This is a genomic window from Microcoleus sp. Pol7_A1 (assembly GCF_036701085.1).
Lineage (GTDB): Bacteria > Cyanobacteriota > Cyanobacteriia > Cyanobacteriales > Microcoleaceae > Microcoleus > Microcoleus asticus.
This window is the reverse complement of record NZ_JAUBQD010000040.1, coordinates 23300-38055: the sequence shown is the minus strand read 5'-3', so window position 1 is coordinate 38055 and position 14756 is coordinate 23300. Positions and strand designations below refer to the sequence as shown.

16 protein-coding genes are annotated in these 14756 nt (G+C 45.8%); 9 read left to right on the top strand and 7 right to left on the bottom strand.

Annotated features, from left to right (window positions below):
* Positions 1-150 precede the first annotated feature (150 nt).
* The 3 genes from QUA20_RS20945 (at position 151) to QUA20_RS20935 (ending at position 4087) form a co-directional block, all read left to right on the top strand.
* The gene (locus QUA20_RS20945; protein ID WP_333190960.1) at positions 151-1599 is read left to right on the top strand and encodes a slr1306 family protein; all 1449 of its coding nucleotides are present in this window, start codon (positions 151-153) and stop codon (positions 1597-1599) included.
* A gap of 340 nt (positions 1600-1939) precedes the next feature.
* A complete protein-coding gene (locus QUA20_RS20940; protein WP_333190959.1) occupies positions 1940-3427 on the top strand; it encodes a DUF697 domain-containing protein in 1488 nt (495 codons plus the stop codon).
* A 42-nt stretch (positions 3428-3469) separates the two neighbouring features.
* Complete coding sequence (locus tag QUA20_RS20935) at positions 3470-4087, top strand: type I restriction endonuclease subunit R (RefSeq protein ID WP_333190958.1); 618 nt, start codon at positions 3470-3472, stop codon at positions 4085-4087.
* Between the two features lie 150 nt (positions 4088-4237).
* Here QUA20_RS20935 and QUA20_RS20930 read toward each other — a convergent pair whose 3' ends face one another.
* Entirely contained in the window at positions 4238-4927 is a 690-nt protein-coding gene (locus tag QUA20_RS20930) for a hypothetical protein (RefSeq protein ID WP_333190957.1), read from the bottom strand.
* A gap of 128 nt (positions 4928-5055) precedes the next feature.
* A complete protein-coding gene (locus QUA20_RS20925) occupies positions 5056-5898 on the bottom strand; it encodes a TlyA family RNA methyltransferase (protein WP_333190956.1) in 843 nt (280 codons plus the stop codon).
* A gap of 264 nt (positions 5899-6162) precedes the next feature.
* Between QUA20_RS20925 and QUA20_RS20920 the strand changes: the two genes are divergently transcribed.
* On the top strand, positions 6163-6360 hold the full coding sequence (locus QUA20_RS20920; RefSeq protein WP_172187272.1) for a hypothetical protein: 198 nt from the start codon (positions 6163-6165) through the stop codon (positions 6358-6360).
* A 253-nt stretch (positions 6361-6613) separates the two neighbouring features.
* Here the strand turns inward: QUA20_RS20920 and apcB are convergent, their stop codons facing one another.
* Positions 6614-7123 (bottom strand): allophycocyanin subunit beta, encoded by a 510-nt coding sequence (gene apcB / locus QUA20_RS20915; protein WP_172187234.1) that lies wholly within the window; start codon positions 7121-7123, stop codon positions 6614-6616.
* A 337-nt stretch (positions 7124-7460) separates the two neighbouring features.
* Here apcB and glnA point away from each other — a divergent pair, with 337 nt between their 5' ends.
* Complete coding sequence (glnA, locus tag QUA20_RS20910; protein WP_333190955.1) at positions 7461-8882, top strand: type I glutamate--ammonia ligase; 1422 nt, start codon at positions 7461-7463, stop codon at positions 8880-8882.
* Positions 8883-9121: 239 nt separating this feature from the next.
* Here glnA and QUA20_RS20905 read toward each other — a convergent pair whose 3' ends face one another.
* Entirely contained in the window at positions 9122-9793 is a 672-nt protein-coding gene (locus QUA20_RS20905; protein ID WP_333190954.1) for a hypothetical protein, read from the bottom strand.
* A 108-nt stretch (positions 9794-9901) separates the two neighbouring features.
* On the opposite strand from QUA20_RS20905, the gene QUA20_RS20900 reads away from it, so the two are divergent.
* The 4 genes from QUA20_RS20900 (at position 9902) to QUA20_RS20885 (ending at position 12362) form a co-directional block, all read left to right on the top strand.
* Positions 9902-10228 (top strand): hypothetical protein, encoded by a 327-nt coding sequence (locus tag QUA20_RS20900; protein WP_333190953.1) that lies wholly within the window; start codon positions 9902-9904, stop codon positions 10226-10228.
* 2 nt (positions 10229-10230) lie between these two features.
* Positions 10231-10464: a hypothetical protein gene (locus tag QUA20_RS20895; protein ID WP_333190952.1), complete on the top strand. Its 234-nt coding sequence runs from the start codon at positions 10231-10233 to the stop codon at positions 10462-10464.
* Between the two features lie 209 nt (positions 10465-10673).
* A complete protein-coding gene (locus QUA20_RS20890; protein ID WP_333190951.1) occupies positions 10674-11579 on the top strand; it encodes a ferritin-like domain-containing protein in 906 nt (301 codons plus the stop codon).
* A gap of 279 nt (positions 11580-11858) precedes the next feature.
* The gene (locus QUA20_RS20885) at positions 11859-12362 is read left to right on the top strand and encodes a YbjN domain-containing protein (protein ID WP_333190950.1); all 504 of its coding nucleotides are present in this window, start codon (positions 11859-11861) and stop codon (positions 12360-12362) included.
* Positions 12363-12460: 98 nt separating this feature from the next.
* On the opposite strand, the gene QUA20_RS20880 is transcribed toward QUA20_RS20885, so the two are convergent.
* The 3 genes from QUA20_RS20880 to QUA20_RS20870 all read right to left on the bottom strand — a co-directional run bounded on the left by QUA20_RS20880 (position 12461) and on the right by QUA20_RS20870 (position 14742).
* Complete coding sequence (locus QUA20_RS20880) at positions 12461-12946, bottom strand: hypothetical protein (RefSeq protein ID WP_333190949.1); 486 nt, start codon at positions 12944-12946, stop codon at positions 12461-12463.
* Positions 12943-14067: an AAA family ATPase gene (locus QUA20_RS20875; RefSeq protein ID WP_333077873.1), complete on the bottom strand. Its 1125-nt coding sequence runs from the start codon at positions 14065-14067 to the stop codon at positions 12943-12945. Before QUA20_RS20875 ends, QUA20_RS20880 begins: the two co-directional genes overlap by 4 nt.
* A 216-nt stretch (positions 14068-14283) precedes the next feature.
* Positions 14284-14742: a divergent PAP2 family protein gene (locus QUA20_RS20870; protein ID WP_172187220.1), complete on the bottom strand. Its 459-nt coding sequence runs from the start codon at positions 14740-14742 to the stop codon at positions 14284-14286.
* Positions 14743-14756 lie beyond the last annotated feature (14 nt).

The window sequence follows — 14756 nt, the reverse complement described above, 5'->3', positions numbered from 1 at the left end:
ACTTGTGAAAAAGGTTTAGGGTGTAATCCGCCCAAAAGTCGCATCGCCCGCCTGCCAGTTTGGATGCCGCAGAGGTACGATGGAATATAGGGAAGGGAGGCCAAGCCCGGTAAGGTTAAGCTTGGCGAAAATACCCACAGGAAGGGAAAAATGACACTTAACTTGCGGCGACCGATTTTAATTGGGGGAATAGGACTTTCAGCAGCGCTGTGGCTGTTGGAAACTCTACAGCATTCGGGTTCAGAAATGGGCGAAACGGCACTCATCGGCTTGGCGGCTGCCGGTGCGGGGTATTGGTGGTGGAAACAACAATCCCCCAAACTCGAACTCGCACTCCCGCAACCCCTAGCGAACAGGGAAGCAGCCGAAAAAGCGATCGCGGCTTCGGAAGCAGCAATGAATTTGCTAGCCTCAGAAGCTCAAAACTCCGCAAATCCAGCTAATCTAACAGCAAAGCTCGATCGGCTCAGAGCCGAATTAGACAGACAAGATTTACGGATTACCGTAACTGGCGGCAAAGCTGTCGGCAAAACTGCCTTAATTCAAGTTTTAAATTCTAATTGGGCCTCTCAACACCCGCAAAAGCTTAGTTTACAAGAAACAGCACCGCTGTTTGCTAATACAAATGCCGATGCCAAAATCAACGGTGATTTAGTGCTGTTTGTGACAGCGGGCGACATCACGGATTCCGAATTTAAAACATTATCTCAGCTAGCTTCTGCCGGTCAGCGCGTGCTGTTAGTCTGGAACAAACAAGACCAATATTTGCCTGAACAGCAGTCGCAGGTTTTGAACTCTTTGCAGCAAAGAATGGAAGGCATATTGGGGACAGAAGATATAATTGCGATCGCAGCTTCTCCCAATTCTATTAAAGTGCGCCGACACCAAGCCGACGGCACATTTCAAGAACGCATCGAAAATCAAGTCTCTCAACTTGAGCCACTGACGGAAAGATTGACTAAAATCTTAACTGAAGAACGGCAACAGTTGGTCTGGGCTAGTGCAGTGCGCGAAGCTGCAAGTATCAAATTAGAGGCGAAAACCTTCTTAAATGCAGTCAGGCGCGATCGAGCACTTCCCATTATCGAACAATATCAGTACATCGCTGCCGCCGCCGTCTTTACTAACCCGGTTCCAGCTTTAGACTTGCTAGCAACAACCGCCATCAGCACCCAACTCGTAATTGACCTCGGCGCCATCTACCAGCAAAAGTTTTCCTTAGAGCAAGCTAAGACAGTAGCAGCAACTTTGGCTAATCAAATGTTCAAATTGGGATTAGTAGAACTGTCTACTCAAACTATTACTGGACTGCTGAAAAGCAATGCTGTCACCTATGTAGCAGGAGGCGCGGTGCAGGGAATTAGTGCAGCATATTTTACCAGAATAGCTGGACTGAGTTTAATTGAATATTTCCAAAGTCGAGAACTGGAAAATGCTGCCACAGGCATTTTAAATATCGACCAGTTGACTAAAACTTTGCAAGCAGTATTTACGCAAAATCAGCAAGTTTCCTTCTTGCAATCTTTCGTCAACCAAGTGGCGAGTCGCCTTTCATCTCAGGTATCTGGGCCCGAAACCGTTAAGTCGGCGGTCAATTAGAAGTAGTCCAGCGTCTGATGTTGTTAAATTCGGTCGATCGCCCATGATATCCGTAGGGACACGGCACTGCCGTGTCCTAGCCGCAGCCCATTAAGAAACCGTTAATTCACGGGTTAATTAAAATTAGTCCAGCATCTGATATTAAATCCGCTCAATCGCCCAGGATATCTGATATTAAATCCGGTCGGTTGCCCAGGATATCCCTAGGGACACGGCACTGCCGTGTCCCTACCTAATTCCCCAATAAAAAATTATAAATTTATAAAAAATTGTATTAAAATAAGAAATAGGATTTATAATTCGACGATCAATTATACCTGCTTAAAAAAGCCGATCGCCAATGGCTGACAATTCCCTTCAAGAAAATCGCTTATCCCTTGCCCGCGCCAGTTTGCGCGAAGCCCTGGCGCGCTATTCCCACCTGCGCCAAGGGAAAAAAAACTCGAATAATACAGAATTAGAAGCGGCGCTGCAATATCAGTTAGATATCTTAACTTCCACCTCAGAAAAACTAGACCACAACATAATCCGCATTGCTACTTTCGGCCTAGTCAGCCGCGGCAAGTCAGCCGTATTAAACGCGCTTTTAGGTCACAAAATTCTGCAAACAGGCCCTCTCAACGGCGTGACTCAGTGGCCGCGTTCCGTGCGCTGGAGTGTGCCTTTATCGTTCCTTGACAGCGGCGACGAATCCCCCCAATCCCCCCTTGGCAAGGAGGGGAAAGGAGGGGTGCAAGTTGAATTAATCGATACTCCCGGACTTGATGAAGTTGGCGGCGAAGTGCGCGGCGAAATGGCGAAACAAGTAACTCGCCAAGCTGACTTAATTCTGTTTGTCGTCGCAGGCGATATCACCCGCACTGAATATCAAGCACTGTGCGAATTGCAAACAGCTCAAAAACCGCTGATTTTAGTTTTTAATAAAATTGACCTTTATCCAGAATTAGACAGAAAAGCTATTTACCAAAGTTTGCAAGCGCTGGGAAATTCTGAAGAGTTAGCAGCCGCTGCGGTAACAGAGGAAACAGATAGCGAAAATTTGTCCGATCGCCCAAACAACTCCTCCGATAAATCTACTGCCAAACCACCCGCTAAAACTGCCAAATCTTTAGAAATAGTCATGGTAGCCGCCGAACCAGCACCGGTGCAAGTGCGGGTGGAATGGTCCGACGGAAGAGTCACTAACGAATGGGAGTCGCCGCCCGCGCAGATAGACGAACTCAAACATAAAATTCTCACAATTCTTAACAGAGAAGGTCGATCGCTCCTCGCTCTAAATGCTTTAGTTGAAGCTAGAGATGCCGAAGCAAACATTGCCCGTCACGTTCTCAAATTGCGACAAACAGAAGCCGAAGATTTAATCTGGCAATTTGCAAAATATAAAGCTTTGGCTGTCGGTTTAAATCCAGTGGCCTTCTTGGATGTAATGGGAGCAAGTGTCGCAGATTTAGCCTTAATTCGCTCTTTATCCAGACTTTACGGCTTACCCATGACTGGTTACGAAGCCGGGAAACTTTGGCAGACTATTTTCTCCAGTGCTGGCGGCGTACTTTTGGGAGAATTGGGCAGCAGTTTTCTGTTGGGATTTGGCAAAAGTGCGGCGGCTGCTGCCCCGCACATCGGCTTTTCTACTTTTGCCGGAGTAGCTGTCACTCAAGCTAGTTTAGCAGCTTACGGAACCTACGCTGTCGGTCGCGCCGCCCAAGTTTATTTAGAAAAAGGCTGCACCTGGGGCCCCCTGGGACAAGATACGGTAATTCAAGAAATTCTCGCCACCATCGAGCGCAATACAATTATCGATCGCTTGCAGCAAGAGTTTAAAATATGACACAAACAACAGCCATTACTGAAATCATCCAAACTTTAGCAGATGTTGAATCTCGATTTATTCAATATTACGCGAACTGAATCCGAGGGATTTTTCCCAGAATGGTATGCAGATTTACCCGAAATTACAGAAGTCGATAAAGCCGAGCTCAATTTAATCCGGCGGCGATATCTTTATCATTTAAATGATGGAAGCCTTACAGAAGGAACCGTTACGCTAATCATGGGTTCGCCTCTATTGGAACGAGCGGGTTTTTACGATCCACCTTTTAAAATGATGGCTGAAAAATCTGTACAAATTGTTTTAGATGACGAGGATGATGAAGTAGAAACTCTCAAGGGACGGATTGATGTTTTAGTGATGCAAAATCAGTTTTGGGTGACACTCTTAGAGTCGAAGCGCACTACCATTTCAGTAATGTCTGCACTTCCCCAAACACTAGCATACATGACCGCCAATCCCCGGAAGGATAGACCGAGTTTTGCTGCGATGACAAATGGTAGTGAAATTGTATTCGTCAAGCTAGACTTTCAGAATCCGCCTAAATATGACTTATCAAGAATATTTTCACCTGTTCCTCTAATGAACGAACTTTATACGGTTCTTCAAGTCTTGATAAAAATTGGTCAACTGATATCAATTCCGGTGGCACCGGAATGATATAAACGGAGGACACGGCAGTGCCGTTTCCCTACCGCGATTAATTGTAGGGACACGGCAATGCCGTGTCCTGATTGTGGGTAATATTAATTCCGATGCTACCTGATTTGATATGATTCCCAATTCTTTAATCGAAAATCGAAAATCGTATTACCGTCTCGCGATTCTCACACCTTCCCTAAAATGTGCGATCGTCGCAATTACCGCTATAGAAAAGTAAAAAATTCTAATCAGCCAAAAACAAACCCGCATTGACCAAGAAACAATAGTCGGAGCAATACCGGTTAGCTGTACAAATCTGGAATTAACTTTTTTTTCAAAGCTGTCAAGGTCTTTCATCTCCGATTGTTTAGTTGGGATAACCGGAAACTGACCAGTATATACGTAATAACCGATAAAACCCGACAATCCAACTTTTCTATTCAAAAATGAGTTAGTTAATGTTGCAGTTTGCGCGGGTAATAATTTATCCGACTCCTCTACTTTTTCCAGCCAAGAATTATATCTAATAGCTGGCGTAATCATGAACACTAAGGGAACTATAACTATCAACAAAGCTGCACTAATTTTGCGACCGTATTTAGGGTGTAGGAGATTTGTCGCCACACCCACTCCCATACCGATAAAAGCAAATATCAATATATTTAACAGTTCAATAATTTCGATGCCTCTCAACAAATCGCCGATAATCAAAATTGTATATAATAATTTGTCTGCCAGTAGCAGAGCTGCCCACTTGATGACAATTGAAACGCCTACAATAGTAGCTATAATCGCCACATACCCGATGGCACCTAGAACGTAGAGTAAAATCGAACCGACTTGTTTTAATGACTGCATGGAATTATTCACTAACTGAAAGTTTAGGAGTCGGATTGACCAAAAAATTTCAAATTTTAGAGCAATCTGGAGTTCCAAATTTGATTTTTAAAATTGATTAGCTTGACATCTTGAAATCAATCTAAAATCTACAATCGATCGACAAGTTCCCGCGCCGCCGCTTTGGTAACTTGTGCGATCCGTTCCTTCACAACACTCTCTTCGATCGCCCTCGGCTCTGATTCCTGTTCGCGATCGATCCCCAACCATAAAAGATACTCGATATTACCGGCCGGGCCAAGTAAAGGCGACCACGTTAAGCCGCGTTGCTGCCATCCTAAAGCTGTGGCTGCCTTCCACACTTGAAAAATCGCATCGGCTTGAGTTGCTGAGTCTCTCACTACGCCTTTTTTCCCGACTCTCTCGCGCCCTACCTCAAACTGCGGCTTTACCAGCAACACCGCTTCTCGCGGTGGTACCAACAATTCCCACAGCGCCGGTAAAATCTTATCCAGGGAAATAAACGACACATCTACTACCGCCAAATCTGCTCGCTCAGAGTCGCCGTAAAGCTCAGTAGCAGTCATGTACCGCAAATTGGTGCGTTCTTTCAAAATTACCCTCGGATCGTTGCGCAAGCCCCAATCTGCTTGACCGTAGCCAACATCTACGCCGTAGACTAGGGCTGCGCCGGCTTGCAGGAGACAGTCGGTAAAACCGCCTGTGGAAATGCCGCCGTCGAGACAAATTCTGCCTGCAACGGGAATAGCAAAAACTTCTAAAGCTTTGGCTAATTTGTCGCCGCCTCTAGAAACATAGCGCGATCGCTCTTTGATCTGAATTTTTGCTGCAATATCAACCTCAGTGCCCGGTTTGTCAACTACCTGTTGGTTGATGGAGACTTTTCCCGTCCGAATCAATGCCTGAGCTTGCTGTCTGGAGCTGCACAAATCTAGGCTGACCAATAAAGTGTCTAGTCGCTGTTTAGCCAAGGTTTTTAATCTGTACGGATAGGGTTAAGAACAGTACCAGATTAGCACTTACGCACAGGCCCGACTGCTGATTTTTGGCGAGCATTTTGGTTTTGCGCTCATTGAGGGGCGATCGCCCCCACCTAACATTATGTGACTGAGATCGCTCTGATTGTGTAGTTGGATCACAGATATACCTTCATAAAATCACATAAAAATTTGGGCTACTAGCGGATGATTTATATGCAGCTAAAAGCGCTCCAAATACCATCAGGGCGATCGATCATGAAAACAATTAACTTTCCTATCAGAAATGCGGGCAATTGTCAAGAAAATCCCCTGGCCTTCATCAGCGGTGATATCATTCACATTCTTTACCCCAACGGCGAAGTAGAAGCAAGAACCGCCGAACAAGTCGATCGGCATCAAACCAAAAATCCCCTGGACAAATGCCTCGTCTGGGGATGTATTGGCGATTTTTAACACCGCTTCAAAAAAATAATGCAATTATAGGGAAGCTCCAAACCCTTAATTCATCAGTCATTCCCAATTATTCAAATCTTTAATCTCAAATTTTTAATCTCAAATCTTTAATCTCAAATTTTTAATCTCAAATTGTCTAACCCATAAAAAAAGATCGCTTGGAGGCTGTGAGGCCAAAAAAAGCGATCGATCCAACTGCTACTAACTGCAAGCCACAAGCGCAATTTGCTGTTAAAAGAAGTAGCAAATTGACTTAAATATCTTGTTCGCTCAATTCGCGAATCAAGTAATCAAAAGGCTGCTCCAAAAAAGGCCCTACAGACAAGCCAGCAGATGCCACCTGAGCCTTAACCATCTCCTTCATAATGCCAATTCCCATCACCGTCGGGCCAATGGGAACGCTGAGAGAATTGTAAGTTTCGCGCAAACCTTGCAGCACGCGCTCGTCGAGTACGTCGGTACTTCCGGCCACCAAGGCGTAAGTAGCATAGCGCAAGTAGTAGTCCATATCCCGCAGACAAGCCGCATAGCGGCGAGTCGTGTAGGCATTTCCGCCCGGACGGATCAATTCAGGCTGTTCCGCAAATAGCTGAATACCAGCTTGCTTGACAATTGTCGCAGCATTGCTGTTAATCGCTGCCGCCGCCTGTACCCGTGCGGTACCCGTTGCAAAATAAGATTTCAACCGATCGATACCATCTCGGTCTAAATACCTACCAGCAACATCATAATTTTCAATCAGGCTCGTCACTGCATCGCGCATAAGTTTCTCTCCCAAAAATCTTTATCAATACTTTGCTATCTGAGACAGACCGCCTATTGTAGACTACTACAAATCGGCGTTTGATTAAGATTTGAGATAGGATTTTCACGAAGGGTAGTCTATCCCCGGCAAACGACCGCAAAATTCAGCCGTTTGCCTTGTATCTTCAGCCGAAAAATCGACAGGGCAAGAATCTCGAACTGCCCGACTGCACTGGGCCCCTATTTCTAAATTCTGTAGCCCTAGATACAAAATAGTGGGTACTGAAGGCCTACGATCGCCCAAACAGTATGAAATCGGCCGATCGCCAAGACACAACCAATATCAGGAGTAAGTCATGTTCCAGACGCCCCAAGAAGCCTTAAATTACATAAAAGAAAATAAAATCCAGATCGTTGACCTAAAGTTCATCGATATGCCGGGGATCTGGCAGCACCTTTCCCTGTACCACGACCAAATCGACGAAACCGCATTCACAGACGGCGTACCCTTCGACGGTTCCAGCATTAGGGGCTGGAAAGCCATCAACGAATCTGACATGACGATGGTCATCGATCCGACAACCGCTTGGATGGACCCGTTCATGGCAGAACCGACCATCAGCTTCATTTGCAGCATCAAAGAACCTCGCACCGGCGAACCGTACAGTCGCTGTCCCCGCACCATTGCCCAAAAAGCCATAGACTACTTGCTTTCGACCGGTCTCGGCGATACAGCATTCTTTGGCCCGGAAGCAGAATTCTTTATTTTTGACGACGTTCGCTTCGACCAAACCCAAAATTCCGGCTACTATTACGTAGATTCGATCGAAGGTCGCTGGAATTCCGGCAAAGAAGAAGCAGGCGGCAACCTCGGCTACAAACCGCGTTACAAAGAAGGTTATTTCCCAGTAGCACCAACCGATACCTCACAAGACATGAGAACGGAAATGCTGCTGACAATGGCAAAATGCGGCGTACCCATCGAAAAGCACCACCACGAAGTCGCCACCGGCGGTCAATGCGAACTCGGTTTCCGCTTTGCCACTTTAGTTCAAGCCGCTGACTACTTGCTGACTTACAAATACGTCATCAAAAACGTCGGCAAAAAATACGGCAAAACCATCACCTTCATGCCCAAACCGCTGTTTAACGACAACGGTTCCGGGATGCACGTTCACCAGTCGATTTGGAAAGACGGCCAACCTCTATTTGCAGGCGATCAATATGCAGGTTTCAGTCAAATGGGACTGCATTACATCGGCGGCATTCTCAAGCACGCACCGGCACTTTTGGCAATCACCAACCCCACGACCAATTCCTACAAGCGTTTAGTTCCCGGCTTTGAAGCGCCTGTAAACTTAGCTTACTCTCAAGGAAACCGATCGGCATCAGTGCGGATTCCGTTGTCGGGAACAAACCCCAAAGCCAAGCGGTTAGAATTCCGCTGTCCCGATGCCACTTCCAACCCCTATTTAGCATTTGCAGCCATGCTGTGCGCCGGCATAGACGGCATCAAGAATCAAATCGATCCGGGCGAACCTTTGGACGTGGATATCTACGACCTTTCCCCTGAAGAATTGAGCAAGATTCCTTCAACTCCCGGTTCCTTGGAAGGCGCTTTAGAAGCTTTAGAAAAAGACCACAGTTTCTTAACTGAAACCGGGGTATTTACCGAAGACTTCATCCAAACATGGATTTCCTACAAACTCGACAATGAAGTCAACCCGATGCGGCTGCGTCCTCACCCTTACGAGTTTGCTTTGTACTACGACTGTTAGATAGTTAATAATCCAACCTGAACAATTGAGAATTCTCATTGTTTGTCGTTGATGTCTATCGAAAAAAAGGTCGCCCTTGCAGGCGACCTTTTTTAATAATTTATGCGAACTCAAAATTTTATATCAAGTCCGGTGGCATCCTTCGTGTATTGATCTGTGAGCGTCCATAACCGTGCTGTACTTATTCAATTTGGTTAAGCCACACTAGCTTCTGAGCTAATCTTTGATAGACCTGCGCTCTAGGGTAGCTCTGTCTCCTCCAACAACAACTTTTCAGCGACTTGAGAACCATACACGTGGGTTAACAACGTTGGCAACCATTTATTTCGAGTGATATATGGGGGATTCACACCACAATCCAACAGAAGGTCTCGCAAACGCTTAAACAAACCATACACCTGCTTGTCTAAATCCGGGACATATCCTCGAATCTCTTCGATAAACTCTAGTGATCCACCCAGCAATCCAAAACGTTCATGTGATTTCATCAGCCCCCACTTACCTTGGGCTGAATAGATAACGCTGTCTGAAGTATAAGGATTTATACCCAACCTCGGTCCAATTAGCCTATCTTCTTCTGTTCCAGAGTACCCCTCAAGAAACTCTGATAATGGGATATAACAGTGAGCGGGTCTATCCTCTGGATATCCTGTAGGTAGTAGTGAGATATAGCAGCCTGTATCACCTAATTTTACTGCTGCGTTAATCAGTCCGTCAATCAGGAGAAGGTCATTTTCACCGTCACAAGGATAGATAATTGTACGTCCTATTACCTGTGATGAAAAAGGTTCCTTAAACGGATTGTCGTGAACAAAAACTTTCCGAAGAAAAGGCTCTGCTTCTAAATGAAATTCATCTTCAATGAGAGTGTGCATATAATTGAGTCTTGTTATTATTTCCATCAAGTCCATAATCTCAAATCTCAAATCTCAAATCGGATGACCGTCTATCCGCCTTGCTGGCGCGGTGTTGCTGTTGTGGTAAATTAGCAATTTGCAGCAATTAGCAACTAGCAGATAATGTCTGATATTTTTGTGATGGTACGCAATCAAAATAACATGGCAATGACTTCAGTTGATGGCATTGCCTTCATTACTTTACTAAATCGGGACGGACGGGTACTGGCCGAGGAGACAGTGGCTTTGATGGAGGCAGATGCGGGATTTGATGACTTGGCAGCAGGACAATATACTGTAATAGTTAGGCATGAACTGGTTGAACCGCGATCGGCTACCTGGGATGTCACAATCACCAATGAAGATCAAGTAATCATACTGACATTTGTCTATCTAGAACCCGAACGGGTACTGCTTCGCATCCTAGCTACAGTTGAAGAGAGACTATAATCATGACAGCTAAAGTTATTCCATCACAGTCAATTAAAATGTTTCGCTATCGAGTGCATTTCTTGGCAAAAGACCTTTGGAAAGAGAAAAACCCAGTTGGTCGGATGAATCTGGCTTTACAGTTAGCGGATGCGGCGACAACGCTGGCTAGACTGGAAGTGGAGGAGATGCACAAATTTCAACAAGAGCCTGCTAGCCTTGAGGCTTTAGACTCGACGGAACCTGAAAAGTTTTGAGTGCGTGAGATTGCTTTGGGAGCCTCGCGGAACGCTTGCGTAAATGACAAATCAAAACTATTTTAGTCGATCGATCTGCGAGTAAAAAAATTGTATGTATAAAATTCAATCTGCCTGCAACACAACAACTTTCAGCCTTGCGAGGTAATTTGTTGTCAAAAAAACTGCGTTACACTTATATAAGTATCTTTATAAAACAACATAAAAGCATGACTGTTGCCTATCCCCGCAAGCTGCGCAACGCAATGGGAGCGCGCGAGATTTTAGCTCGAGTAGTGCACGATCGCGAACTGCACCTGATCACCCTCAACCGCTACCGCTACAGCGAGCAGCGCAGTTGCAAAGACCTCACGGACGTGATCGAACGGCTCGACGGCGAACCGGCCGAACTCGTGCGCGACCTCTCCCGCCACATTTCCGACGAAGCGCGACACGCTATGTGGCTCACCGACTTGCTGGTAGACTTGGGCCAAAATGTGGGAACGCCGCCGGGAATCTCCTACATTGACGAATTTGACCGCCTGCTGGACAAAGAGCAATACGACCCGAAAAGCAACCTCGATGACAGTGTAATTGCAGGCTTAGTCGCGATTAATGTCACCGAAAAGCGGGGCTGCGAATACTTCTCAGCCCACATCCACGCCCTCAAACAGGCTCCCCAAACCGCAGAAAACGTCAAAATCCGCGAAACTATCGAAAAGATTTTTCCCGAAGAAGCTGGTCACGTCCGCTGGGGCAACCGCTGGCTCGCCCAAATAGCTGCCAAAAGCCCGGAACACCGCCAGAAGGTGGAACAGGCAAAGCGCAAGTATGTGGCGATCGAACAAGCAGCTTTTGAATCGGGAATGGATATCATGCTGGGGGCAGAACTCCGCCGCGTCACCCGCCTCGTGGATATTGCCAACACCATGCCGATGTGGGAACGCCCGCAATACCTGATGGAACGCTTGCCCATGACCTTGCTGGCCCCGGATCTGCAAATGACCAGAGTCGATGTTGCTCAGCGGGCCTGGAACCGCGACCCGCAGGCATTTGTGGAGAAACTTGTGCCGATGTTCCTCAACGGCTTGAATACCATTGAGAAGAAGCCGGCCCCGACCAAGCCCAAGGCTTAAACACTGGCGAGGGCTTGTGCGCAAAGCGACTAGAAACCCGCTTTCTTCCTGCCTGTCTCGTTGAGGGACACGATATTTCTGCAAGAAACCGGCTTTCTTTTCTAGAACTTACGCACGGGGTGTCATCACCTTGGTTTCTTCCCTGGGGAGCGAACTCAAAGCGTAAGTTTTTGTCAAGAAAGCCGGTTTATCAAGGTTTTTGTGTGTAAGTCCTATTTTTGTAAGTCCTAAATAGGAAGTAAACTGATTATTGGAATAGTTTTCCGTCTAAATATAATCATGACTAATAGCGAGCCGAACATACAAACAGCTTCCACAGAAAGCCTCTCAAGTGAAAGTGCGATCGCCTCCGAGCAGGTCGAAAAAGCCACAGCCGTCACCTATGCAGAAGAAATTGAAACTGTCATCGCCAGCATGGCTGTAGACCAAAAAGTGATGGTCGGTCAAAGTGAAGCTGGCGGACATCTTTGGAAGTTTAAGTACGGCAGTGTTGAAGTGTTCGTGCAACTCACCGGCGAAACCGAAGATGATACTTTGACTGTTTGGGCTTTTGTACTGCAGTTGCCAGCCAAGAATGAAGCTCAATTAATGCGGAAAATCCTAGAAATGAATTGGCTGTCTACTTTGGAATCTCATTTTGCCATTGTTGACAATCAAGTTGCGGTAGTATCGACTCGGACGATCGCCGAAATCTCTGCCGGGGAAATTTCTCGGGTTATTACTATTGTCGCCACTATCGCCGATGATAATGACGATATTCTGCAAGCAGAATTCGGTCAGTAGTCATTAGGGTGCGCGACTTTTGAGCGAGCCACACTCCGCTAAATTATTGACCGTCGCGCACCTGACATTTAAGTAGCGTGCGCGAGTTTTGGGTCTATTTATTTATTAAAAAGAAATGGTTTTACAGATGAAGCCATACGCTCTAATTCTCGTTTGTTGTGTTTGAGGAGATTATGTCCCCATAACTCATTTGTGTTGTCAGAACAATCTTTCGCAAGAGCTTCTCCAATCTCCTCAAAATTCTTGTTGATGTCTGTCCTTAGATTCTCTGGTTCAGATAGCACTCCCAGCACGAATACTCTTGCTTTTAGATCATCTGGAATATGACTTTCTACATAAGTCAACCGATTTTCCTGATCGTCGAAATCAATGAGTAAAACCATCATTCTTTGTGGTAATTGTCGCATTTCAGACGCATACTTCTTCGTGAATTCCTCCACAGTTTTTTTCCAACCACCAGGAAGTGGCAGGACTTTAACAGCACGGTTATTAAGGTTTGGCGCAAGAAGAAATCCGTTGGCAATCTGGCGATTAGCATCATCTTCGGCCAACACATGAATGTGCGGTTGATACTTATTACTCATAGCTCTATGTCGCCACCAATCAAGGCATTTATCAGGTCGCCTTTAACAGACATCTCACTCAGCGGTCTGACTAAAGTTGGCTCTAAGTGGCTTTTGCGATCTAATACAAAGGTATTTTCATTTGAAAACTTGCGGATTGCTTCAGGATTATGCGATGTCACTAAGATTTGACCGCTATTTTTAAATGAGCGTCGCAGAGACATTACAAAATGTCCCACCTCCGATAAGGATAGATAGTTATCTGGCTCGTCCCAAAAGCAAAAAAGTGGGCCATAAAATTTATTAGCAGCCAAGACAACAGCGCAAAGAAAAAAGCATTTCTCCCCGTCAGATAAGTCATTAAATTCAATACTCAGATTCGCATTATTTGCTTCAAACCGAACAATCATGCTTTTCGAGTCTTTGCCGATTAGTTCATTCAGAAAATCCTGAATGTCAGGCATGACTTCTCGCAGGTATTTATCAACCTGTGTGTAGGCGGCAGGATAGCGACTCAGTAAGCCCGAAACCCACTCCCCAAAGTTTGAGCCATCTCGCTTTGGCTCCAAAGTTTCACCGTTGGAGTCTCCAGTCATCAAGCTGGGAATCGGGGCTAAAATGATCGTGCGAGCCAGCCAAGTCTTGAAAATATGAAGCGGATCGGTCTCAGATTGCTCCTGAATTACGGGAAGGGCAACAAGATGCCAATCTACCCGAAACTGAGCTTCACGATTTGGGGAGCTGGTGTGAAGAGTGACTTGGGCTTCTTTTCGAGAGTAAATTGGATCTCCTGCAACTAGCAGTTGCTCTTCAAAAACTCGCAGCTCTCTAAATTTTTCTGGTAAATCTAAGGCAAGGACATATTTGTATAATTTATCTTCGAGTAATACTTCTATTTCAAACCGGATCGGAACATCAGACCTTCCACGAGCGAAATCTTTCGAGCTAATAAGGTTAAGTTTTTCAAGGTCGCGCATTCTATTGATGCCTCGACAAATCTTCTGAAGGACTTCTAATGCAGAGGCAGTAGTTGATTTACCTGCACCATTTTTTCCAATCAAGAGAGCAGATGGCATCCCCTTTATGGGCAGTTCAAAGTTTTCTAGGCATCTGAAGTTGTGTACATATAGTCTTTGGAGCATAGCAAAACAATTCCAAGGAGTGGGGAGTGAAAAAAATTTTTAAACTTTTTGAAGTGCTTAATTAGGGAATAGGCATTGCCATAAACTTCCAAAAAGTTCGGGTGCTTTTCTGAGCTAGAGACGGATGAGTTGCCGAACAATTAATCCCCGCCGCCAACTTTTACCTCCAACTCGTCAAAAAACACCACTGCCCCAAATTTACTCCGTACTTAAAACTTAATATGCAGGCCCTGCGATCCAAGCAATAGTGATTCCCAGCCCCAAACCTACAAGCACTTGAAAAGGAGTGTGTCCCAACAACTCTTTGAGGCGAGCCTCATTAAGGTTGTGATCTTCCTCAAAAAACTCGTCAATAATTTGGTTGAGGATGCGAGCTTGCTTGCCTGCGGCTTGGCGGACGCCTGCTGCGTCGTACATCACAATAATTGCAAAGATCGCAGCGATCGCAAAGTCCGGACTTTCCCATCCCATCGTTTGTCCGACTTCAGCAGCCAAAGCGCCCACAAAAGACGAGTGAGCGCTGGGCATTCCCCCCGTTGTTACCAAATACTGAAGATTAAACTTGCGATTTTTGACCAACTCGATCGGCAGCTTCATGATCTGAGCCGCCAGACAAGCGAGCAAAGCAACCACGAGTACATGATTGTTTAATATGCCGCTGCAAATTTCCTGCATAGTGTTTGGTATTT

Bases quoted from the DNA above. Each gene is read 5' to 3' on its own strand.
- QUA20_RS20945 (WP_333190960.1), top strand. From the start codon at position 151: ATGACACTTAACTTGCGGCGACCGATTTTAATTGGGGGAATAGGACTT.
- QUA20_RS20940 (WP_333190959.1), top strand. From the start codon at position 1,940: ATGGCTGACAATTCCCTTCAAGAAAATCGCTTATCCCTTGCCCGCGCC.
- QUA20_RS20935 (WP_333190958.1), top strand. From the start codon at position 3,470: ATGTTGAATCTCGATTTATTCAATATTACGCGAACTGAATCCGAGGGA.
- QUA20_RS20930 (WP_333190957.1), bottom strand. From the start codon at position 4,927: ATGCAGTCATTAAAACAAGTCGGTTCGATTTTACTCTACGTTCTAGGT.
- QUA20_RS20920 (WP_172187272.1), top strand. From the start codon at position 6,163: ATGAAAACAATTAACTTTCCTATCAGAAATGCGGGCAATTGTCAAGAA.
- apcB (WP_172187234.1), bottom strand. From the start codon at position 7,123: ATGCGCGATGCAGTGACGAGCCTGATTGAAAATTATGATGTTGCTGGT.
- glnA (WP_333190955.1), top strand. From the start codon at position 7,461: ATGTTCCAGACGCCCCAAGAAGCCTTAAATTACATAAAAGAAAATAAA.
- QUA20_RS20905 (WP_333190954.1), bottom strand. From the start codon at position 9,793: ATGGACTTGATGGAAATAATAACAAGACTCAATTATATGCACACTCTC.
- QUA20_RS20900 (WP_333190953.1), top strand. From the start codon at position 9,902: ATGTCTGATATTTTTGTGATGGTACGCAATCAAAATAACATGGCAATG.
- QUA20_RS20895 (WP_333190952.1), top strand. From the start codon at position 10,231: ATGACAGCTAAAGTTATTCCATCACAGTCAATTAAAATGTTTCGCTAT.
- QUA20_RS20890 (WP_333190951.1), top strand. From the start codon at position 10,674: ATGACTGTTGCCTATCCCCGCAAGCTGCGCAACGCAATGGGAGCGCGC.
- QUA20_RS20885 (WP_333190950.1), top strand. From the start codon at position 11,859: ATGACTAATAGCGAGCCGAACATACAAACAGCTTCCACAGAAAGCCTC.
- QUA20_RS20880 (WP_333190949.1), bottom strand. From the start codon at position 12,946: ATGAGTAATAAGTATCAACCGCACATTCATGTGTTGGCCGAAGATGAT.
- QUA20_RS20875 (WP_333077873.1), bottom strand. From the start codon at position 14,067: ATGCTCCAAAGACTATATGTACACAACTTCAGATGCCTAGAAAACTTT.
- QUA20_RS20870 (WP_172187220.1), bottom strand. From the start codon at position 14,742: ATGCAGGAAATTTGCAGCGGCATATTAAACAATCATGTACTCGTGGTT.